A 21984-nucleotide genomic window follows, 5' to 3' on the forward strand; every position below is an offset into this window, starting at 1 on the left:
AGTTAGCCACCACTGCTGCGGCAACAAAATCCAAGTTCCGGGAGAGTTAACATGGGCAAGATTATCGGTATCGACCTGGGGACCACCAACTCGTGCGTCTCCGTGCTGGAAAACGGCAAGGCCAAAGTCATCGAAAACGCTGAAGGCGCGCGTACCACGCCGTCGATCATCGCTTACGCCAATGATGGCGAGATTCTGGTTGGCCAGTCGGCCAAGCGTCAGGCAGTGACCAATCCGCATAACACCCTGTACGCGGTGAAGCGTCTGATCGGTCGCAAGTTCGACGAAGAAGTCGTCCAGAAAGACATCAAGATGGTGCCTTACAAGATCGCCAAGGCTGACAACGGCGACGCCTGGGTTGAAGTGAACGGCCAGAAAATGGCGCCGCCACAGATCTCGGCTGAAATCCTCAAGAAAATGAAGAAAACCGCCGAAGACTACCTCGGCGAAGCGGTGACTGAGGCGGTCATTACTGTTCCTGCCTATTTCAACGACAGCCAGCGCCAGGCGACCAAAGACGCCGGCCGCATCGCGGGCCTGGACGTAAAACGTATCATCAACGAACCGACTGCGGCCGCTCTGGCCTACGGTATGGACAAGGCCAAGGGCGATCACACCGTGATCGTTTATGACCTGGGTGGCGGTACCTTCGACGTTTCCGTGATCGAGATCGCTGAAGTTGACGGCGAGCACCAGTTCGAAGTGCTGGCAACCAACGGTGACACGTTCCTCGGTGGTGAAGACTTCGACATCCGCCTGATCGACTATCTCGTCGATGAGTTCAAGAAAGAAAGCGGCATGAACCTCAAGGGTGACCCGCTGGCCATGCAGCGCCTGAAAGAAGCCGCTGAAAAAGCCAAGATCGAACTGTCCTCGAGCCAGTCGACCGACGTGAACCTGCCGTACATCACTGCAGACGCCACCGGTCCTAAGCACTTGAACGTGAAAATCTCCCGCGCCAAGCTCGAAGCGCTGGTGGAAGACCTGGTTCAGCGCACCATCGAACCTTGCCGCATCGCCATGAAAGACGCCGGTATCGACGTTGGTTCGATCAACGACGTGATCCTGGTGGGCGGTCAGACCCGTATGCCACTGGTTCAGAAGCTGGTCACCGATTTCTTCGGTAAAGAAGCACGTAAAGACGTCAACCCTGACGAAGCTGTTGCCATGGGTGCTGCTATCCAGGGCGCGGTATTGGCTGGTGACGTGAAAGACGTTCTGCTGCTCGACGTCAGCCCGCTGACCCTGGGTATCGAAACCATGGGCGGCGTAATGACCGCGCTGATCGAGAAAAACACCACGATTCCTACCAAGAAATCGCAAGTGTTCTCGACGGCCGATGACAACCAGGGCGCAGTGACTATTCACGTACTGCAAGGTGAGCGTAAGCAAGCCGCACAGAACAAGTCCCTGGGCAAGTTCGACCTGGCCGAGATTCCACCAGCACCACGTGGCGTGCCACAAATCGAAGTGACCTTCGACATCGACGCCAACGGCATCCTGCACGTCGGCGCGAAAGACAAGGCCACCGGCAAGACCCAGTCGATCGTGATCAAGGCCAACTCCGGTCTGTCCGAGGAAGAAATTCAGCAGATGGTTCGCGATGCTGAAGTCAATGCCGAGGAAGACCGCAAGTTCGAAGAGCTGGCCAGCGCTCGCAACCAGGGCGATGCCTTGGTGCACTCGACTCGCAAAATGATCGCTGATGCTGGCGAAAAAGTGACCGCGGAAGAGAAAACCGCCATCGAAGCGGCCGTGGTTGCCCTGGAAGCTGCCGTCAAAGGCGACGACAAGGCGGCCATCGAGGCGAAGATCGAGGAGCTGTCCAAGGTCTCCGCGCCAGTGGCTCAGAAGATGTACGCCGAACAGGCTCAGCCTGCAGAAGGCGCGGCTGCGCAGGGCGAATCGGCCGAGAAAGCCGACGACGTCGTTGACGCCGAGTTCGAAGAAGTGAAAGACCACAAGTAATCGCTTGTTGGTCGGCCGGTTGACTGCATTTGTGCGGTGGCTGGTAGGATGTCGCCGCGCGGGAGCTTGCTCCCGCGTTGGCGTGTCTGGAGCCAATGAATTTTTACAGCATGCGACAACGCTCGGATGCTGGCGGTGTGATCGGGAATGCTCCTGCTTTCCGAACGACATACACCGCGTTTTGGCCGGGTCCCTGGCTGAAATATTTAAAGACCAGGATCGTTGAATCGACGTGAGTTGGGTCCGGGCCTGTATTGGGGCTCAACGAGTTTGGCAAGGTTCAGGAGAGGTTTGCCGGACGTCCTATAAGAGTGCAAAGACTAATGGCAAAGCGTGACTTTTACGAAGTATTGGGTGTCGAGCGGGGGGCCAGCGAGGCAGACCTGAAAAAGGCCTATCGTCGCCTGGCGATGAAGCACCACCCGGACCGTAATCCCGGTGACAAAGCGTCGGAAGAGATGTTCAAGGAGGCCAACGAGGCCTACGAAGTGCTGTCCGATTCGAGCAAGCGCGCGGCTTACGACCAGTACGGTCATGCCGGCGTCGACCCAAGCATGGGTGGCGGCGGTGCCGGTTTCGGCGGCCAGAACTTCTCCGATATTTTCGGTGATGTGTTCAGCGATTTCTTCGGTGGCGGTCGCGGCGGTGCCCGTGGCGGCGCCCAGCGTGGCAGCGACCTGCGCTACACCCTGGAGTTGAACCTGGAAGAGGCGGTGCGCGGGACTACCGTCAATATCCGCGTTCCAACGCTGGTCAATTGCAAGCCATGCGATGGTTCGGGTGCCAAGAAAGGCTCCTCGCCCGTGACATGCCCAACCTGCGGCGGCATCGGCCAGGTCCGCATGCAGCAGGGCTTCTTCTCGGTGCAGCAGACCTGCCCGCGTTGCCATGGCCAAGGCAAGATCATTTCCGATCCGTGCGACTCTTGCCACGGCGAAGGGCGTGTCGAAGAATACAAGACGCTGTCGGTCAAAGTGCCGGCGGGTGTCGACACCGGTGACCGCATTCGCCTGTCCGGCGAAGGCGAGGCGGGTGCCCAGGGCGGCCCGACCGGCGACCTGTATGTGGTTATCAACGTGCGCGAGCATGCGATTTTCCAGCGCGACGGCAAGCATCTGTTCTGCGAAGTGCCGATCAGCTTCGTCGATGCGGCCTTGGGTGGCGAGCTTGAGATCCCGACCCTCGACGGTCGCGTCAAGCTGAAAATCCCCGAGGGCACGCAGACCGGCAAGCAGTTCCGGATTCGTGGCAAAGGCGTCGCGCCAGTGCGTGGCGGTGGTGCGGGTGACCTGATGTGCCGCGTGGCGGTGGAGACTCCGGTCAACCTGGGTCGGCGTCAGCGTGAACTGTTGGAAGAGTTCCGCAACTCGCTGGCGGATGACAACAGCCACTCCCCGAAAACCACCGGTTGGTTCGAAGGCGTGAAGCGCTTCTTCGGCGACCTGTAAGGAGTTCGCATGCGACGTATAGCTGTGATGGGCGCTGCGGGGCGCATGGGCAAGGCGCTGGTAGAGGCGGTGCAGCAACGCTCGCCGCTCTCCGGCCTGACGGCGGCCATCGTTCGGCCCGACAGCACGCTGGTAGGCGCGGATGCGGGCGAGTTGGCCTCGCTGGGGCGTATCGGTGTGCCGATGTCCGGCGGCCTGGAGAAAGTGCTCGACGAGTTCGATGTGCTGATCGATTTCACCTTGCCCGAAGTGATGCTGAAAAACCTCGCGATCTGCCGCAAGCACGGCAAGGCCATGGTGATCGGCACGACGGGGCTGGACGCTGCGCAAAAGCAGTTGCTGGCCGATGCGGGCAAGGACATTGCGATCGTGTTCGCCGCGAACTTCAGCGTGGGCGTGAACCTGTCGTTGAAGCTGCTGGACATGGCGGCCAGGGTCTTGGGTGACGATGCGGATATCGAAATCATCGAGGCGCATCACCGGCACAAGATCGACGCGCCTTCGGGAACCGCCTTGCGCATGGGTGAGGTGATTGCCGATGCACTGGGTCGCGATCTGCAGGAAGTGGCCGTGTATGGGCGCCAGGGGCACACCGGTGCGCGTGAGCGCAGCACCATCGGTTTTGCCACGGTGCGCGGCGGTGATGTGGTGGGCGACCACACCGTGCTGTTCGCCACTGAAGGCGAGCGCCTGGAGATCACCCACAAGGCGTCGAGCCGGATGACGTTCGCCAAGGGTGCTGTACGTGCCGCGCTGTGGTTGGATGGCCGCGAGCCTGGTTTGTACGACATGCAGGACGTTCTCGACCTGCGTTGATGCCCTTCAGTGCGGGGTTCGGGTTATACTGAGCCCCGTATTACACCGCTTCGCGACGGCCTGTCGCATTCCCCTGCCTTTAAGGCTCATTAGCGGTGGACCAAAAAAGCCTTTTTCTGTAAGCTACAGCTTTAGTGTGTCCACTAAAAGCGCGCAGAATAATTCAGTGAAGAAGCGGGGTGACGTGTCCATACGTCACTCCGCTTTTTTACAACCTGCGATCGCCCTTTCAGGCTTTATTTACGGGAGGTCTTCTTGACTAAGCCAGCCATACTCGCCCTTGCTGATGGCAGCATTTTTCGCGGCGAAGCCATTGGAGCCGACGGTCAGACCGTTGGTGAGGTGGTGTTTAACACCGCAATGACCGGCTATCAGGAAATTCTTACCGATCCTTCCTACGCCCAACAAATCGTTACCCTGACTTACCCGCACATCGGCAACACCGGCACCACGCCGGAAGATGCCGAGTCTGATCGTGTCTGGTCCGCCGGCCTGGTCATCCGTGACTTGCCGCTGGTAGCGAGCAACTGGCGTAGCACGATGTCCCTGTCCGATTACCTGAAAGCCAACAACGTCGTGGCGATCGCCGGTATCGACACCCGTCGCCTGACCCGCATCCTTCGGGAAAAAGGCGCGCAAAACGGCTGCATCATGGCCGGCGACAACATTTGCGAAGAAGCCGCCATCGCCGCTGCCCAGGGCTTCCCAGGCCTCAAGGGCATGGACCTGGCGAAAGTCGTCAGCACCAAGAAACAGTACGAGTGGCGCTCCACGGTCTGGGACCTGAAGACCGACAGTCACGCGACGATCGAGGCTTCCGAGCTGCCTTACCACGTGGTGGCCTACGACTACGGCGTCAAGTTGAACATCCTGCGCATGCTGGTCGAGCGTGGTTGCCGCGTCACCGTGGTGCCGGCCCAAACCCCGGCTGCCGACGTCCTGGCCCTCAAGCCCGACGGCGTGTTCCTGTCCAACGGCCCGGGTGACCCTGAGCCTTGCGACTACGCGATCCAGGCGATCAAGGACGTGCTGGAAACCGAGATCCCGGTATTCGGCATCTGCCTGGGTCACCAGCTGTTGGCCCTCGCTTCGGGCGCCAAGACCTTGAAGATGGGCCACGGCCACCACGGTGCCAACCACCCCGTGCAGGACCTGGATACCGGCGTGGTAATGATCACCAGCCAGAACCACGGTTTTGCGGTGGACGAAGCCACCCTGCCGGCCAACGTGCGCGCGATTCACAAGTCGCTGTTCGACGGCACGCTGCAAGGTATCGAGCGTACCGACAAGAGCGCGTTCAGCTTCCAGGGCCACCCTGAAGCCAGCCCGGGCCCGAACGATGTGGCTCCGCTGTTCGATCGCTTCATCAACGAGATGGCCAAGCGACGCTGACCGCGAGAAGCCCGAGGGCGGCCCCGAGCGCGGTGGCCCCTTCGGGCGCTTCAAAGATTGTTCGACGGCCTAGCCGACTGACCTGCGGATTTGAGTGACAAACCCATGCCAAAACGTACAGACATAAAAAGCATCCTGATTCTCGGCGCTGGCCCGATCGTGATCGGCCAGGCCTGCGAATTCGACTACTCCGGCGCCCAGGCCTGTAAAGCCCTGCGCGAAGAGGGCTACCGCGTCATCCTGGTGAACTCCAACCCGGCCACCATCATGACCGACCCGGCCATGGCCGACGCCACCTACATCGAGCCGATCAAGTGGCAGACCGTTGCCAAGATCATCGAGAAGGAGCGTCCGGACGCGCTGCTGCCGACCATGGGCGGCCAGACCGCGCTGAACTGCGCGCTGGACCTGGAGCGCGAAGGCGTCCTGGAGAAGTTCGGCGTGGAAATGATCGGTGCCAACGCCGACACCATCGACAAGGCCGAAGACCGTTCGCGCTTCGACAAGGCGATGAAATCCATCGGCCTGGACTGCCCACGCTCGGGCATCGCCCACAGCATGGAAGAGGCAAACGCCGTCCTGGAACGCCTCGGCTTCCCGTGCATCATCCGTCCGTCCTTCACCATGGGCGGCACCGGTGGCGGCATCGCCTACAACCGTGAAGAGTTCGAAGAAATCTGCGACCGTGGTCTCGACTTGTCGCCGACCAAGGAACTGCTGATCGACGAATCCCTGATCGGCTGGAAAGAATATGAAATGGAAGTTGTCCGCGACAAAAAGGACAACTGCATCATCGTCTGCTCCATCGAAAACTTCGACCCGATGGGCGTGCACACCGGTGACTCGATCACCGTCGCACCCGCCCAGACCCTGACCGACAAGGAATACCAGATCCTGCGTAACGCCTCCCTGGCGGTCCTGCGTGAGATCGGTGTGGAAACCGGCGGCTCCAACGTCCAGTTCGGCATCTGCCCGAACACCGGTCGCATGGTGGTCATCGAGATGAACCCGCGGGTATCCCGTTCGTCGGCCCTGGCTTCCAAGGCCACCGGTTTCCCGATTGCCAAGGTCGCTGCCAAGCTGGCCGTGGGCTACACCCTGGACGAGCTGTCGAACGACATCACCGGCGGCAAGACCCCGGCGTCCTTCGAGCCGTCCATCGACTACGTCGTCACCAAGCTGCCACGCTTTGCCTTCGAGAAGTTCGCCAAGGCCGATGCCCGTCTGACCACTCAAATGAAGTCGGTCGGTGAAGTCATGGCCATCGGCCGGACCTTCCAGGAGTCCCTGCAGAAAGCCCTTCGCGGCCTGGAAGTGGGCGTCTGCGGTCTCGATCCGAAGCTGGACCTGGCCGACCCGGAAAGCATGAGCGTGCTCAAGCGCGAGCTGACCGTGCCGGGCGCCGAGCGTATCTGGTACGTGGCCGATGCCTTCCGTGCCGGCATGACCGTCGAGCAGATCTTCGGCATGAACATGATCGACCCTTGGTTCCTGGTGCAGATCGAAGATCTGATCAAGGAAGAAGAGAAGGTCAAGACCCTGGGCATGTCCAGCATCGACCGCGACACCATGTTCCGCCTCAAGCGCAAAGGCTTCTCCGACATGCGCCTAGCCAAGCTGCTGGGTGTGACCGAGAAGAGCCTGCGCGCGCATCGCCACAAGCTGGAAGTGTTCCCGGTCTACAAGCGCGTCGACACCTGTGCCGCCGAGTTCGCCACCGACACCGCCTACCTGTACTCCACGTACGAAGAAGAGTGCGAAGCCGCACCATCGACTCGCGACAAGATCATGATCCTGGGTGGCGGTCCTAACCGGATCGGCCAGGGCATCGAGTTCGACTACTGCTGCGTACACGCGGCACTGGCCCTGCGCGACGACGGTTACGAGACCATCATGGTCAACTGCAACCCGGAAACCGTGTCCACCGACTACGACACCTCCGATCGCCTGTATTTCGAGCCAGTGACCCTGGAAGACGTGCTGGAAATCGTCCGCGTCGAGAAGCCCAAAGGCGTGATCGTCCAGTACGGCGGCCAGACTCCGCTGAAACTGGCGCGTGCCCTTGAAGCCGCCGGCGTACCGATCATCGGCACCAGCCCGGATGCGATCGACCGCGCCGAAGACCGTGAGCGCTTCCAGCAGATGGTCGAGCGCCTGAACCTGCGCCAGCCGCCAAACGCCACCGTGCGCAGCGAAGACGAAGCGATTCGTGCCGCCGCCAAGATCGGTTACCCGCTGGTGGTGCGTCCGTCCTATGTACTGGGCGGCCGTGCGATGGAAATCGTCTACCAAGAAGACGAGCTCAAGCGCTACCTGCGTGAAGCGGTCCAGGTCTCCAACGACAGCCCGGTGCTGCTGGATCACTTCCTCAACTGCGCCATCGAAATGGACGTGGACGCGGTCAGCGACGGCAAGGACGTGGTGATTGGCGCGATCATGCAGCACATCGAACAAGCGGGCGTTCACTCCGGTGACTCCGCTTGCTCGCTGCCGCCTTACTCGCTGCCGGCGCACATCCAGGACGAGATGCGCGAGCAGGTCAAGAAAATGGCCCTGGAACTGGGCGTTATCGGCCTGATGAACGTCCAGCTGGCCCTGCAGGGCGAAGACATCTACGTCATCGAAGTCAACCCGCGCGCTTCCCGGACCGTACCGTTCGTCTCCAAGTGCATCGGTGTTTCCCTGGCGATGATCGCTGCCCGGGTCATGGCTGGCAAAACCCTGAAGGAACTGAATTTCACCAAGGAAATCATTCCGAACTTCTACAGCGTGAAAGAGGCGGTGTTCCCGTTCGCCAAGTTCCCTGGCGTCGACCCGATCCTCGGCCCTGAGATGAAGTCCACCGGTGAAGTGATGGGTGTGGGCGATACCTTCGGTGAAGCCTTCGCCAAGGCCCAGATGGGCGCCAGCGAAGTGTTGCCGACCGGCGGCACGGCGTTCATCAGCGTGCGTGATGACGACAAGCCACTGGTTGCAGGCGTAGCCCGTGATCTGATCAACTTGGGCTTCGAAGTGGTCGCCACTGCCGGTACTGCCAAGCTGATCGAAGCGGCAGGCCTGAAAGTGCGCCGCGTGAACAAGGTGACCGAAGGGCGTCCGCACGTGGTCGACATGATCAAGAATGACGAAGTCACGCTGATCATCAACACCACCGAAGGTCGTCAGTCGATCGCCGATTCCTACTCCATTCGTCGCAATGCGCTGCAGCACAAGATCTACTGCACCACGACCATTGCTGCGGGCGAAGCGATCTGCGAAGCGCTCAAGTTCGGTCCCGAGAAGACCGTGCGTCGCTTGCAGGATCTACATGCAGGATTGAAGGCATGAGCATAACCAAGTACCCGATGACTGTTCAGGGCGCGAAGGCCCTGGAAGAAGAACACGCTTTCCTGACCAAGGTCGAGCGCCCGCGCTTGAGCCAGGCGATTGGTGAAGCGCGTGAGCTGGGCGATCTCAAGGAAAACGCCGAATACCACGCTGCCCGAGAGGAGCAGGGGATGGTCGAGGCGCGTGTCCGTGATATCGAAGGGCGCATGCAGAATGCGGTGATCATCGATGTCACGACGATTCCGCACACCGGCAAGGTGATCTTTGGCACTACTGTGGAAATCGCCAACGTCGAGACCGATGAAAGCGTCACTTACCAGATCGTTGGTGAGGATGAGGCAGATATCAAGCTCGGCAAGATCTCCGTTGGTTCGCCCATCGCTCGCGCCTTGATTGCCAAGGAAGAGGGCGATGTGGTGGTGGTGAAGACGCCTGGTGGTGTCATTGAGTATGAGATTGTCGAAGTCCGTCACATCTGAACGAAGGCGCCCGCTGCGAGCGGGCGCCATGATCTGGCAGCTCACCCAGATGTTGTGGGTGGGCGGCGTCTGGTTGTTGCACGTCGGTTTACTGCCGGTGCTGGGGCGAGTCGGACTGGCACCGCTGCTCATCGATGAAATCGCAGGCATGCTGACGGCGCTGCTGGTGGGTTTTTCCGCAGCGTGCGTGTTGTTTCAGGCTTTAGTGCTGGTTCAGGCCGAGGGCCTTGCCAGTCTATGGCGTGACATTCGTGGGCAATTGTTGCTCATGTCGCTGTACGCGTGCGGGATGTTCTTTGCGGTGCGTCTCGGCTGGCCGGATGCGAGCCAGTGGCAGGCATTCAGTTACCTGGTGCTGGGTTTTTCCGGATTGGTGCTGGTGTTGCAACCGGTTCCCGGGTGGAGCGGCAGGGTGTGCGAGGCACACCCTTGACCCTTTGACATCACTTGAAGCGGTGAACGTTCGACAGTTGCTTGTTGACGCTGAAGTTCTTGCGATAAATCAGCGCCATCTTGCCGATGACCTGCACCAGGTCGGCCTTGCCGGTCTTGCAAAGTTCGGCAACGGCAGCCAGGCGGGCTTCGCGGTCGAGGATGTTGAGCTTGATCTTGATCAGCTCGTGATCGCTCAAGGCGCGTTCCAGCTCGGCGAGTACACCTTCAGTCAAGCCGTTGTCAGCCACAGTCAAAACCGGTTTCAGATGGTGGCCAATGGATTTGTATTGTTTCTTCTGCTCTTGAGTGAGCGGCATAATCTGACCCCTGCGTCTGATCTTGTAAAAAGCGGCGGCCAGTTTACCCGAGCAAGTCCGGGACCGCCCACTTAATCACGACCCGTTTTATTTTTGAGGTGGCCCGTGGCCCGTTCCAAGACAAGTCTTAAATGGCTGCAAGAGCATTTCAACGACCCATTCGTGAAAATGGCGCAAAAAGACGGGTATCGTTCCCGTGCCAGCTACAAGCTGCTGGAGATTCAGGAAAGGGACCGTTTGATCCGTCCAGGCATGAGCGTGATCGACTTGGGCGCCGCCCCGGGTGGCTGGTCCCAAGTGACCAGTCGTCTGATTGGTGGGCAAGGCACGCTGATCGCTTCCGATATCCTGGAAATGGACAGCATCCCGGATGTGACCTTCATTCAGGGCGACTTTACCGAGGACGCCGTACTGGCGCAGATCCTTGAAGCGGTTGGAAAAAACGAGGTGGACCTTGTGATTTCCGATATGGCCCCCAATATGAGTGGATTGGCATCTGTTGATATGCCGCGATCGATGTTCCTGTGCGAGTTGGCACTGGATCTTGCGACTCGGGTGTTGAAACCAGGTGGTGATTTTTTGATCAAGGTCTTCCAGGGTGAAGGCTTCGACGAATACCACAAGAGCGTGCGCAAGCAGTTCGAGAAGGTCACGACGCGCAAGCCGAAATCTTCGCGTGATCGCTCCCGTGAGCAGTACCTGCTGGGCCGTGGTTTCCGTGGTCGCAGTGAGGAATAAGAGGTTTTTCGACCGGGGCGATAGGTTTTTCGTATTTCGTCCCGTGAGCATTAGCGAATATTGTGTAGAAAGTGTTTCACAAAGGGTTACAGACGGCGCCTGCCAGAGTCGTAGGTAATGTAGTAAGTTAGGCCGGTGAATATCATGCGAAGCGCGCGCCAGTAGCGGAGCTTGCTTCAGAGGGTAGTTAATTGAACGATATGGCAAAGAATCTGATCCTGTGGTTGATCATCGCCGCTGTCCTTGTGACCGTGATGAACAACTTCTCCAGCCCTAATGAGCCGCAGACCCTCAACTATTCCGACTTCATCCAGCAGGTCAAGGATGGCAAGGTCGAGCGCGTAGCCGTTGATGGCTATGTGATTACCGGTAAGCGCACCGATGGCGACAGTTTCAAGACCATTCGTCCGGCAATCCAGGACAATGGCCTGATCGGCGACCTGGTGGACAACCATGTCGTGGTCGAGGGCAAGCAGCCTGAGCAGCAAAGCATCTGGACCCAGCTCCTGGTCGCCAGCTTCCCGATCCTGGTGATCATCGCCGTGTTCATGTTCTTCATGCGCCAGATGCAGGGGGGCGGTGGAGGCAAGGGCGGGCCGATGAGCTTTGGCAAGAGCAAGGCCCGGCTGCTTTCCGAAGACCAGGTGAAAACCACCCTGGCCGACGTCGCGGGTTGCGACGAAGCCAAGGAAGAAGTGGGCGAGCTGGTCGAGTTCCTGCGTGATCCGGGCAAGTTCCAGCGCCTGGGCGGCCGTATCCCGCGCGGTGTATTGATGGTAGGCCCGCCAGGTACCGGTAAAACCTTGCTGGCCAAGGCGATTGCCGGTGAAGCCAAGGTGCCGTTCTTCACGATTTCCGGTTCCGACTTCGTCGAGATGTTCGTCGGCGTGGGCGCCAGTCGTGTTCGCGACATGTTCGAGCAGGCCAAGAAACACGCGCCATGCATCATCTTCATCGACGAAATCGACGCCGTCGGTCGCCATCGTGGCGCCGGCATGGGTGGCGGTCACGACGAGCGTGAACAGACCCTCAACCAGTTGCTGGTCGAGATGGACGGTTTCGAAATGAACGACGGCATCATCGTGATCGCCGCCACCAACCGTCCCGACGTGCTCGACCCCGCGCTGTTGCGTCCAGGTCGTTTCGACCGCCAGGTCGTGGTAGGGCTGCCGGATATCCGCGGCCGTGAGCAGATCCTCAAGGTTCATATGCGCAAGGTGCCAATGGGTGACGACGTCGCCCCGGCAGTCATCGCGCGTGGTACGCCGGGCTTTTCCGGTGCCGACCTTGCGAACCTGGTCAACGAAGCGTCGCTGTTCGCTGCTCGTACCGGCAAGCGCGTCGTGGAAATGAAGGAATTCGAGCTGGCCAAGGACAAGATCATGATGGGCGCAGAGCGCAAATCCATGGTCATGTCGGAGAAAGAAAAGCAGAACACTGCGTATCACGAGGCGGGTCACGCGATCGTCGGTCGTGTCGTGCCCGAGCATGATCCGGTCTACAAGGTCTCGATCATTCCGCGCGGTCGGGCCCTGGGCGTGACCATGTTCCTGCCGGAAGAGGATCGCTACAGTCTGTCCAAGCGTGCATTGATCAGCCAGATCTGTTCGTTGTACGGCGGCCGTATCGCTGAAGAGATGACGCTGGGCTTCGACGGTGTGACCACTGGCGCGTCCAACGACATCATGCGGGCCAGTCAGATCGCCCGGAATATGGTCACCAAGTGGGGCCTGTCCGAGAAGCTGGGGCCACTGATGTATGCCGAAGAAGAGGGCGAAGTATTCCTCGGTCGTGGCGGCGGTGGCCAGCATGCAAGCTTCTCCGGCGAAACGGCCAAGCTGATCGATTCCGAAGTGCGCAGCATCATCGACCAGTGCTACGGCACAGCCCGGCAGATTCTCACGGACAACCGTGACAAGCTCGATGCCATGGCCGATGCCCTGATGAAGTACGAAACCATCGATGCCGAGCAGATCGACGACATCATGGCGGGTCGCGTGCCGCGCGAGCCTCGTGACTGGTCGGGTGGTACGGGCACCTCCGGGACACCTCCGGCTGTACAGGGTGAGCGCCCGGAAACACCGATTGGCGGTCCGGCCGCTGATGTCTAAGGCTTGAAATGACTTCTGTTCAGTCCTCGACCCGGTTGCCTTGCGGCAACCGGGTTCTTGATTTGGCCCATGCGCATGTCATGGGCATTCTCAATGTCACGCCTGATTCCTTTTCCGATGGTGGTCGATTCAGCCAGCTCGATGCTGCGCTGCGGCATGCCGAGGCCATGGTGGCCGCGGGCGCAACGCTGATCGATGTGGGGGGCGAATCGACCCGGCCAGGCGCACGTGCGGTCTCGCCTACCGAAGAACTGGAGCGAGTGGCGCCGATTGTCGAGCGTATCCATCGCGAACTTGATGTCATTATCTCGGTTGATACGTCCACGCCTGCGGTCATGCGTGAGACTGCGCGACTGGGGGCGGGCCTGATCAATGATGTTCGGTCCTTGCAGCGCGATGGTGCCCTGGACGCTGCGGCGGCCACCGGGCTGCCGGTGTGCCTGATGCATATGCTCGGCGAGCCGGGGACCATGCAGGATGACCCGCGCTATGATGATGTGACCAGGGAGGTGGGTGAATTCCTGGTAGGGCGCCTGGACCAGTGTGCCGCCGCGGGCATTCCCGCCGAGCGGATCATTCTTGACCCCGGGTTCGGCTTTGCCAAGACCCTGGCTCACAACCTGAGCCTGTTCAAGCATATGGAAGCCTTGCATGCCTTGGGTCGGCCCCTGTTGGTTGGGGTTTCGCGAAAGAGCATGATAGGCAATGCCCTGGGCCGCCCGGTGGGTGAGCGCCTGTATGGCGGTCTCGCCCTTGCGGCCTTGGCCCTTACCAAAGGTGCACGCATATTGCGCGTGCACGATGTAGCCGAAACGATGGATGTCGTGCGGATGATCGCAGCTGTGGATTCAGCCGAATAAGAATGACGGAGCACTTATGAGCAAGAAATACTTTGGCACCGACGGTATTCGTGGTCGGGTCGGCGAATACCCTATTACCCCTGATTTCATGCTCAAGCTCGGTTGGGCGGCCGGCATGGCGTTCCGCAAAATGGGCGCTTGCAAGGTGCTGGTCGGCAAGGACACGCGAATTTCCGGCTACATGTTCGAATCGGCACTCGAAGCCGGCCTGACATCGGCGGGCGCCGATGTGATGCTGCTGGGCCCGATGCCGACGCCAGCCATTGCCTACCTGACGCGTACGTTCCAGGCCCAGGCAGGCATCGTGATCAGTGCTTCGCATAACCCTCATGATGACAACGGCATCAAGTTCTTCTCCGGCCAGGGTACCAAGCTCCCGGATGATATCGAGCTGATGATCGAAGAGCTGCTGGACACGCCGATGACTGTGGTTGAGTCGAGCAAGATCGGCAAAGTGTCGCGGATCAACGATGCGTCGGGTCGCTACATCGAGTTCTGCAAAGGCAGTGTGCCGACCGGTACCAGTTTTTCCGGCCTGAAAATCGTCGTCGATTGCGCCCATGGGGCAACCTATAAAGTTGCGCCGAGCGTATTTCGCGAGCTGGGTGCCGAGGTGGTAGTGCTTTCCGCCCAGCCTAATGGCCTGAACATCAACCATAACTGTGGCTCCACCCATACCGAGGCGTTGCAGGCTGCGGTGCTGGCTGAGCAGGCGGATCTCGGCATCGCCTTCGATGGCGACGGTGATCGGGTCCTGATGGTCGATCACACCGGCACGGTTGTCGACGGTGACGAGTTGCTGTTCATTATCGCTCGTGACCTGCATGGGCGCGGCAAGCTGCAGGGCGGCGTGGTCGGTACGTTGATGAGCAACCTCGGGCTTGAACTGGCCCTGGCGGACCTGGATATCCCGTTCGTGCGGGCCAATGTGGGTGACCGCTACGTGATCTCGGAACTGCTGGAGCGCAACTGGGTGATCGGGGGTGAGAACTCCGGCCACATCGTGTGCTTTGACCATACCACCACCGGGGATGCGATCATCGCGGCCCTGCAAGTGTTGATGGCGCTCAAGGCGCGTAACGAAGGGCTTGCACAGTCGCGCCAGGCGTTGCGTAAATGCCCGCAAGTGTTGATCAATGTGCGTTTTGGTGGCGGTGTAAATCCTCTCGAACATGCACAGGTCAAGCAGGCCAGTGAGCGTGTGACGCAAGCGATGGCGGGGCGTGGGCGCGTGTTGTTGCGCAAGTCCGGCACCGAGCCTTTGGTGCGCGTCATGGTTGAAGGAGAGGATGAAGCGCAAGTTCGCGGTTATGCCGAAGAGCTGGCAAAACTGGTTACTGAAGTTTCTGCCTGAATTCGGCTTGCCAGCCATGGAACGGTTGGGTAACATCTGCGCCCACTTTGACCGACGAGGTACAGCATGCGTCGCCCTATGGTAGCTGGTAACTGGAAGATGCACGGTACCCGCGCCAGCGTCGCTGAGCTGATCAATGGCCTTCGTCATCTGGCCTTGCCAAGCGGTGTTGATGTCGCGGTATTCCCGCCTTGCCTGTATATCAACCAAGTGGTTGATGGCTTGAAAGGCAAATCGATTTCGGTCGGTGCGCAGAATTCTGCGGTGGAATCCATGCAAGGTGCGCTGACCGGCGAGATTGCGCCGAGTCAGTTGGTGGATGCAGGTTGCTCCCTGGTTTTGGTCGGGCACTCCGAGCGCCGCCAGATCATGGGCGAGCAGGACAAGACCCTGATCCGCAAGTTTGCTGCGGCCCAGGCCTGCGGTCTGATTCCGGTGTTGTGCGTAGGGGAAACCCTTGAGCAACGTGAGGCCGGCAAGACCCTTGAAGTTGTCGGGCGTCAGCTGGGCAGCATCATCGAAGACCTGGGTGTCGGTGCTTTTGCAAAGGCAGTCATTGCTTACGAGCCGGTCTGGGCCATTGGCACCGGACTGACTGCTTCGCCGCAACAGGCGCAGGATGTGCACGCAGCCATCCGCGCACAGTTGGCGGCAGAGAATTCTGAAGTGGCACGAGGTGTGCGGCTTCTATACGGCGGCAGCGTGAAGGCGGCCAATGCGGTCGAACTGTTCGGCATGCCGGATATCGATGGGGGGCTCATTGGTGGAGCGTCCCTGAATGCAGATGAGTTCGGTGCGATTTGTCGCGCCGCGGGAAACTGAAAAAATGCTGGAAACAGTCGTAGTCGTTTTTCATCTGCTGGGTGCACTGGGCGTAGTTGCTCTCGTATTGCTGCAGCAGGGTAAAGGTGCGGATGCTGGTGCGTCTTTCGGTGCAGGTGCTTCAAATACTGTGTTCGGAAGCCAAGGTTCCTCTACCTTTCTTAGTAAATTTACTGCTATACTTGCCGCCGGTTTCTTCATGACCAGCTTAGGGTTAGGTTACTTTGCTAAAGAGAAAGCTCATGAGCTGACTCAAGTAGGTTTGCCAAACCCAGCGGTACTGGAAGCGCCAAAGCAACAACCGGCTTCTGATGATGTCCCGGTGCTTCAAGAGCAAAAGTCGGCCAACCCGGCGACTGACGTACCTCCAGCTCAAGAGCAGAAGTAAGAAGGTTTCAAACGCTGTATTGCCGAGGTGGTGGAATTGGTAGACACGCAACCTTGAGGTGGTTGTGCCCATAGGGTGTAGGGGTTCGAGTCCCCTTCTCGGTACCAATTATCAGGAGAGCCCGCGATTGCGGGCTTTCTTGTAGGTGGAAGGGTTACATTGACCCTGTAAGGGATCGGTCGTATACTTCCGCCCCAGCTTTGTCGCGGGATGGAGCAGTCTGGTAGCTCGTCGGGCTCATAACCCGAAGGTCGTCGGTTCAAATCCGGCTCCCGCAACCAGTTTCAGGGGCCCCTTCCAAGGGGCTTTTTGTTAGCTGGACACTTTATAACGCCGCTGTTCGACGGCGTTTCAGGGATGGGCGATTCGCCCATTTTTTTTTATTTGCACAGCATGCACAAACATGCACGAGGGGGTTCAGGTGTCGAGCAAGCTAGAACAGTTGCAGGCCTTGTTGGCCCCGGTGGTCGTGGCCCTTGGCTATGAATGCTGGGGTATTGAGTTCTCGGCTCAAGGTCGCCACTCACTGTTGCGCGTTTATATCGATAAGGAAGGCGGCGTGTTGGTGGATGATTGCGCCATCGTCAGCCGTCAGATCAGCGGTGTACTGGATGTCGAAGATCCAATCACCTCCGAATACACCCTTGAAGTTTCCTCGCCTGGCATGGAACGCCCTCTGTTCACCCTTGAACAGTTTGCTTCGTTTGCCGGTGAACAAGTGAAGATCAAGCTGCGCTCGCCTTTCGAAGGTCGACGCAACTTCCAAGGCCTTCTGCGCGGTGTAGAAGAGCAGGACGTCGTGGTGCAGGTAGATGACCATGAGTTCCTGTTGCCGATCGATATGATCGACAAGGCCAACATTATTCCCAGTTTTGACTGATACGTGCCAGATACTGCGGATCCCGCGGATCCAATGGCTTGCGAAAGGCGAGGCGTACGATGAGCAAAGAAGTACTGCTGGTTGTTGAGTCGGTATCCAATGAAAAGGGCGTACCGGCTAACGTTATTTTTGAAGCGCTGGAGCTGGCTCTGGCCACTGCTACCAAGAAGCGGTTTGAAGACGAAGTTGATTTGCGTGTGGAAATCAATCGCCACACCGGTGCCTACGAGACTTTCCGTCGCTGGACGGTCGTCGAGGAAGCCGACCTGGATGATCCGGCTATCGAAACCTGGCCGAGCAAGGTTGCAGAAACGCACCCGGGCGCCAAGGTCGGTGATGTAGTAGAAGAAAAAATCGAATCCATTGAGTTCGGTCGCATCGCTGCACAGACTGCCAAGCAGGTTATTGTGCAGAAAGTTCGCGAAGCCGAGCGCGCGCAAGTCGTCGACGCTTATCGCGAGCGCCTGGGGGAAATCATCTCCGGCACCGTGAAAAAAGTGACCCGGGACAACGTGATCGTCGACCTGGGCAACAACGCCGAAGCGTTGCTGGCTCGCGAAGACATCATCTCTCGCGAAACTTTCCGGGTCGGCGTGCGTTTGCGTGCGCTGCTCAAGGAAATCCGCACCGAGAACCGCGGCCCGCAGCTGATCCTGTCGCGTACCGCGCCGGAAATGCTGATCGAGTTGTTCCGCATCGAAGTGCCGGAAATTGCTGAAGGCCTGATCGAAGTAATGGCCGCCTCCCGTGATCCGGGTTCGCGTGCCAAGATCGCGGTCCGCTCCAAGGACAAGCGCATCGACCCGCAAGGTGCCTGCATCGGCATGCGTGGTTCGCGTGTCCAGGCCGTATCCGGCGAGTTGGGCGGCGAGCGTGTGGACATCGTCCTGTGGGACGACAACCCTGCTCAGTTCGTGATCAATGCCATGTCGCCTGCTGAAGTGGCGGCAATTATCGTCGACGAAGATGCCCACGCCATGGACATCGCCGTTGGCGCAGACAATCTGGCTCAGGCCATCGGTCGCGGTGGTCAGAACGTGCGTCTGGCCAGCCAATTGACTGGCTGGACCCTGAACGTGATGACCGAATCGGACATCCAGGCTAAACAGCAAGCTGAAACCGGCGACATCCTGCGCAACTTCATCGAAGAGCTTGAAGTCGATGAAGAGCTGGCACAGGTGCTGGTGGATGAAGGCTTTACCAGCCTGGAAGAGATTGCCTACGTACCGGTGGAGGAAATGCTCAACATCGACGGCTTTGACGAGGAGATCGTCAACGAGCTTCGCGCTCGGGCCAAGGATCGTTTGTTGACCAAAGCCATCGCTACTGAGGAAAAGCTGGCAGACGCCCATCCGGCCGAAGACCTGCTCTCGCTTGAGGGCATGGACAAGGATTTGGCGATGGAACTGGCGGTGCGCGGCGTAATTACCCGCGAAGACCTGGCCGAGCAGTCTATTGACGATCTGCTCGACATCGACGGCATTGACGATGATCGTGCCGGCAAGTTGATCATGGCCGCCCGAGCCCACTGGTTCGAGTAATTAGGCGCGGCCTGAGGAGAGAAGTGCATGACGCAAGTCACGGTGAAACAACTGGCCGATGAGGTCAAAACACCGGTAGAGCGCCTGTTGCAGCAGATGCGTGAGGCAGGTCTGCCGCACACCGCCGCCGAGGAACATGTGACCGACAGTGAGAAGCAGTCCCTGCTGACTCACCTGAAGAGCAGTCACAAGGCGAAAGTGGAAGAACCGCGCAAGATCACTCTGCAGCGTAAAACCACCAGCACCCTGCGTGTTGCCGGTAGCAAAAGCATCAGCGTTGAAGTACGCAAGAAGAAAGTCTTCGTACAGCGCAGCCCGGAAGAAATCGAAGCCGAGCGCAAACGCGAACTGGAAGAACGTCGCGCAGTAGAAAATGCTGCTCGTCAGAAGGCTGAAGAAGAAGCCAAGCGTCGCGCCGAAGAAGAAGCGCGTCGCCAGCCTGCTGCTGCGCAAGCCGCTCCGGCAGAAGCCGTCGAGGCTGTTGCCCCGGTAGCCGAACCTGTGCGCGAAGCCGCTCCAGTCGTGGCTGCGGCGCCTGCTCCAGCCGATACCCGCAAGCGCGACGAACAGCGTCGTCCGGACAAACCACGTGCCGACGACAACCGTCGTGGCAGTGGCGATGGCGAGCGCAAGAACGCACCTCATCGTGCTTCGGTCAAGGAAAAGGCACCAGCGCCACGCGTTGCGCCACGTACCACCGACGAAGAAAGCGATGGCTTCCGTCGTGGCGGTCGCGGCAAGGCCAAGCTGAAGAAACGCAACGCCCACGGTTTCCAGAGCCCTACCGGCCCTGTCGTGCGTGAAGTGAAGATCGGCGAGACCATCACTGTGGGCGATCTGGCCCAGCAGATGTCGGTCAAGGCTGCTGAAATCATCAAGTTCATGTTCAAGCTGGGTACGCCAGCCACCATCAACCAGGTACTGGACCAGGAAACTGCCCAACTGGTTGCTGAAGAGCTGGGCCACAAAGTGACCCTGGTCAGCGACACCGCCCTGGAAGATTCCCTGGCCGAGTCCCTGAAGTTTGAAGGTGAGGCGGTTTCCCGTGCACCGGTCGTGACCGTAATGGGCCACGTCGACCACGGTAAAACGTCCCTGCTCGACTATATTCGTCGTGCGAAGGTTGCGGCAGGTGAGGCTGGCGGTATTACCCAGCACATCGGCGCCTACCACGTTGAAACCGACCGCGGCATGGTGACGTTCCTCGACACCCCGGGTCACGCCGCGTTTACCGCAATGCGTGCCCGTGGTGCCAAGGCGACCGACATCGTGATCCTGGTGGTTGCAGCGGACGACGGCGTGATGCCGCAAACCATCGAAGCCGTTCAGCATGCCAAGGCAGCTGGCGTGCCGCTGGTGGTTGCGGTGAACAAGATCGACAAGCCGGGCGCCGATCTCGATCGCATCCGTAGCGAACTGTCGGTTCACGGCGTGACTTCCGAAGAGTGGGGTGGCGACACTCCATTCGTACCGGTCTCGGCGAAGATGGGTACCGGCGTTGACGAACTGCTCGAAGCCGTTCTGTTGCAAGCCGAGGTCCTGGAATTGACCGCTACGCCTTCGGCTCCTGGCCGTGGTGTGGTTGTTGAATCGCGCCTCGACAAGGGCCGTGGCCCGGTTGCGACCGTCCTGGTTCAAGACGGTACCCTGCGCCAAGGCGACATGGTGCTGGTCGGCTCGAACTACGGCCGCGTGCGCGCCATGCTCGACGAGAACGGCAAGTCCATCAAGGAAGCTGGTCCGGCTATCCCGGTCGAGATCCTCGGCCTGGACGGCACCCCGGACGCTGGCGACGAGATGAGCGTTGTGGCTGACGAGAAGAAAGCCCGTGAAGTGGCTCTGTTCCGTCAAGGCAAGTTCCGTGAAGTCAAACTGGCTCGTGCTCACGCTGGCAAGCTGGAAAACATCTTCGAGAACATGGGTCAGGAAGAGAAGAAGACGCTCAACATCGTCCTCAAATCCGACGTCCGTGGTTCGCTGGAAGCGTTGAACGGCGCCTTGAACGGCCTGGGTAACGACGAAGTGCAAGTGCGTGTGGTCGGTGGCGGTGTCGGTGGTATCACCGAATCCGACGCCAACCTGGCACTGGCCTCCAACGCTGTACTGTTCGGCTTCAACGTGCGTGCCGATGCCGGCGCTCGCAAGATCGTCGAGCAGGAAGGCCTGGATATGCGTTACTACAACGTGATCTACGACATTATCGAAGACGTCAAGAAAGCATTGACCGGTATGCTGGGCAGTGACGTCCGGGAGAACATCCTGGGTGTGGCCGAAGTTCGCGACGTGTTCCGTTCGCCGAAGTTTGGTGCCATTGCCGGTTGCATGGTGATCGAGGGTGTTGTCCACCGTAACCGTCCGATCCGTGTACTGCGTGAAGACATCGTGATCTTCGAAGGCGAGCTGGAATCCCTGCGCCGCTTCAAGGATGACGCTTCCGAAGTACGTGCCGGTATGGAATGCGGTATTGGCGTCAAGAGCTACAACGACGTCAAGGTCGGCGACAAGATCGAAGTCTTCGAGAAGGTCCAGGTTGCTCGCAGCCTCTAACTCGCGCACTTCAAGAGCCGAGCCGGGTAGCCGCATCAACATGCGCTACCTGGTTGGCGGACTCTAAACGCAACGCCCGGTCTGGCTTTTGCCAGGCCGGGCGTTTGCCGCTTTCAGACCTTGCGGGTTTCACCGTGGGGCAGTAACAGGTAACAAGACATGGCAAAAGAATACAGCCGTACCCAACGAATCGGCGATCAGATGCAGCGTGAGCTGGCCCAGCTGATCCGTCGCGAAGTCAAAGACCCGCGCGTCGGCCTGGTCACCATTACCGCAGTGGAAGTCAGCCGTGACGTCGGTCATGCCAAGATTTTCATCACCGTGATGGGCCAGGACAGCGCCGAAGAAATTGCCCAGAGCATCAAGGTGCTCAACTCGGCCGCCGGCTTCCTGCGTATGCAGCTGGCCCGCGAGATGAAGCTGCGCAGCGTCCCACAGTTGCACTTCCACTACGACGAAAGCGTCGTGCGGGGTGCGCATCTGTCGGCCCTGATCGAACGCGCCGTGGCTGAAGACAGCCAGCACCCGGCTGCGGCTGAACCCGAAGACACCAAGGAGTAA

General features: G+C 59.4%; 18 protein-coding genes and 2 tRNA genes. 19 read left to right on the forward strand and 1 reads right to left on the reverse strand.

Features of this window, described 5'->3' with window-relative positions:
- The first annotated feature begins 51 nt into the window (after positions 1-51).
- From dnaK to LQ215_RS13470, 7 genes are all read left to right on the forward strand, one after another.
- Positions 52-1968, forward strand: coding sequence for a molecular chaperone DnaK (gene dnaK, locus LQ215_RS13440; RefSeq protein ID WP_014336568.1), 1917 nt, complete (start codon positions 52-54; stop codon positions 1966-1968).
- 323 nt (positions 1969-2291) lie between these two features.
- On the forward strand, positions 2292-3416 hold the full coding sequence (gene dnaJ / locus LQ215_RS13445; RefSeq protein ID WP_003197693.1) for a molecular chaperone DnaJ: 1125 nt from the start codon (positions 2292-2294) through the stop codon (positions 3414-3416).
- A 9-nt stretch (positions 3417-3425) separates the two neighbouring features.
- Positions 3426-4232 carry a 4-hydroxy-tetrahydrodipicolinate reductase gene (gene dapB, locus LQ215_RS13450; RefSeq protein WP_230150445.1) on the forward strand — a complete coding sequence of 269 codons (807 nt, stop codon included), beginning with the start codon at positions 3426-3428 and terminating at the stop codon, positions 4230-4232.
- A gap of 255 nt (positions 4233-4487) precedes the next feature.
- Positions 4488-5624: a glutamine-hydrolyzing carbamoyl-phosphate synthase small subunit gene (carA, locus tag LQ215_RS13455; RefSeq protein ID WP_230150446.1), complete on the forward strand. Its 1137-nt coding sequence runs from the start codon at positions 4488-4490 to the stop codon at positions 5622-5624.
- Between the two features lie 105 nt (positions 5625-5729).
- Positions 5730-8951 carry a carbamoyl-phosphate synthase large subunit gene (gene carB / locus LQ215_RS13460; RefSeq protein WP_230150448.1) on the forward strand — a complete coding sequence of 1074 codons (3222 nt, stop codon included), beginning with the start codon at positions 5730-5732 and terminating at the stop codon, positions 8949-8951.
- 2 nt (positions 8952-8953) lie between these two features.
- Positions 8954-9430: a transcription elongation factor GreA gene (gene greA, locus LQ215_RS13465; RefSeq protein ID WP_027911987.1), complete on the forward strand. Its 477-nt coding sequence runs from the start codon at positions 8954-8956 to the stop codon at positions 9428-9430.
- A gap of 28 nt (positions 9431-9458) precedes the next feature.
- The gene (locus LQ215_RS13470) at positions 9459-9863 is read left to right on the forward strand and encodes an MFS transporter (protein WP_230150450.1); all 405 of its coding nucleotides are present in this window, start codon (positions 9459-9461) and stop codon (positions 9861-9863) included.
- A 10-nt stretch (positions 9864-9873) separates the two neighbouring features.
- On the opposite strand, the gene LQ215_RS13475 is transcribed toward LQ215_RS13470, so the two are convergent.
- Positions 9874-10182, reverse strand: a complete 309-nt coding sequence (locus LQ215_RS13475; RefSeq protein ID WP_003197704.1) for a YhbY family RNA-binding protein — start codon at positions 10180-10182, stop codon at positions 9874-9876.
- A 105-nt stretch (positions 10183-10287) separates the two neighbouring features.
- Here LQ215_RS13475 and rlmE point away from each other — a divergent pair, with 105 nt between their 5' ends.
- The 12 genes from rlmE (at position 10288) to rbfA (ending at position 21984) form a co-directional block, all read left to right on the forward strand.
- Positions 10288-10920 (forward strand): 23S rRNA (uridine(2552)-2'-O)-methyltransferase RlmE, encoded by a 633-nt coding sequence (gene rlmE / locus LQ215_RS13480; protein ID WP_003177853.1) that lies wholly within the window; start codon positions 10288-10290, stop codon positions 10918-10920.
- A 200-nt stretch (positions 10921-11120) separates the two neighbouring features.
- Positions 11121-13031: an ATP-dependent zinc metalloprotease FtsH gene (gene ftsH / locus LQ215_RS13485; RefSeq protein ID WP_013692252.1), complete on the forward strand. Its 1911-nt coding sequence runs from the start codon at positions 11121-11123 to the stop codon at positions 13029-13031.
- Between the two features lie 8 nt (positions 13032-13039).
- A complete protein-coding gene (gene folP / locus LQ215_RS13490; RefSeq protein WP_230150452.1) occupies positions 13040-13891 on the forward strand; it encodes a dihydropteroate synthase in 852 nt (283 codons plus the stop codon).
- 16 nt (positions 13892-13907) lie between these two features.
- Positions 13908-15245: a phosphoglucosamine mutase gene (gene glmM, locus LQ215_RS13495; RefSeq protein ID WP_230150454.1), complete on the forward strand. Its 1338-nt coding sequence runs from the start codon at positions 13908-13910 to the stop codon at positions 15243-15245.
- A 66-nt stretch (positions 15246-15311) separates the two neighbouring features.
- Positions 15312-16067 (forward strand): triose-phosphate isomerase, encoded by a 756-nt coding sequence (gene tpiA / locus LQ215_RS13500; RefSeq protein WP_018612860.1) that lies wholly within the window; start codon positions 15312-15314, stop codon positions 16065-16067.
- A gap of 4 nt (positions 16068-16071) precedes the next feature.
- A complete protein-coding gene (gene secG, locus LQ215_RS13505; RefSeq protein WP_003197714.1) occupies positions 16072-16455 on the forward strand; it encodes a preprotein translocase subunit SecG in 384 nt (127 codons plus the stop codon).
- 21 nt (positions 16456-16476) lie between these two features.
- A tRNA-Leu gene (locus LQ215_RS13510) sits at positions 16477-16562 on the forward strand.
- A 97-nt stretch (positions 16563-16659) separates the two neighbouring features.
- Positions 16660-16736 (forward strand) — tRNA-Met (locus LQ215_RS13515).
- A 140-nt stretch (positions 16737-16876) separates the two neighbouring features.
- The gene (gene rimP / locus LQ215_RS13520) at positions 16877-17335 is read left to right on the forward strand and encodes a ribosome maturation factor RimP (RefSeq protein WP_013692254.1); all 459 of its coding nucleotides are present in this window, start codon (positions 16877-16879) and stop codon (positions 17333-17335) included.
- A 59-nt stretch (positions 17336-17394) separates the two neighbouring features.
- Positions 17395-18876 (forward strand): transcription termination factor NusA, encoded by a 1482-nt coding sequence (gene nusA, locus LQ215_RS13525; RefSeq protein ID WP_003177868.1) that lies wholly within the window; start codon positions 17395-17397, stop codon positions 18874-18876.
- Between the two features lie 27 nt (positions 18877-18903).
- Complete coding sequence (infB, locus tag LQ215_RS13530; protein ID WP_230150455.1) at positions 18904-21423, forward strand: translation initiation factor IF-2; 2520 nt, start codon at positions 18904-18906, stop codon at positions 21421-21423.
- A gap of 159 nt (positions 21424-21582) precedes the next feature.
- Positions 21583-21984, forward strand: coding sequence for a 30S ribosome-binding factor RbfA (gene rbfA, locus LQ215_RS13535; RefSeq protein ID WP_181287552.1), 402 nt, complete (start codon positions 21583-21585; stop codon positions 21982-21984).

Origin of the sequence: Pseudomonas brassicacearum, assembly GCF_918698105.1 — a bacterium.
GTDB lineage: Bacteria > Pseudomonadota > Gammaproteobacteria > Pseudomonadales > Pseudomonadaceae > Aquipseudomonas > Aquipseudomonas brassicacearum_F.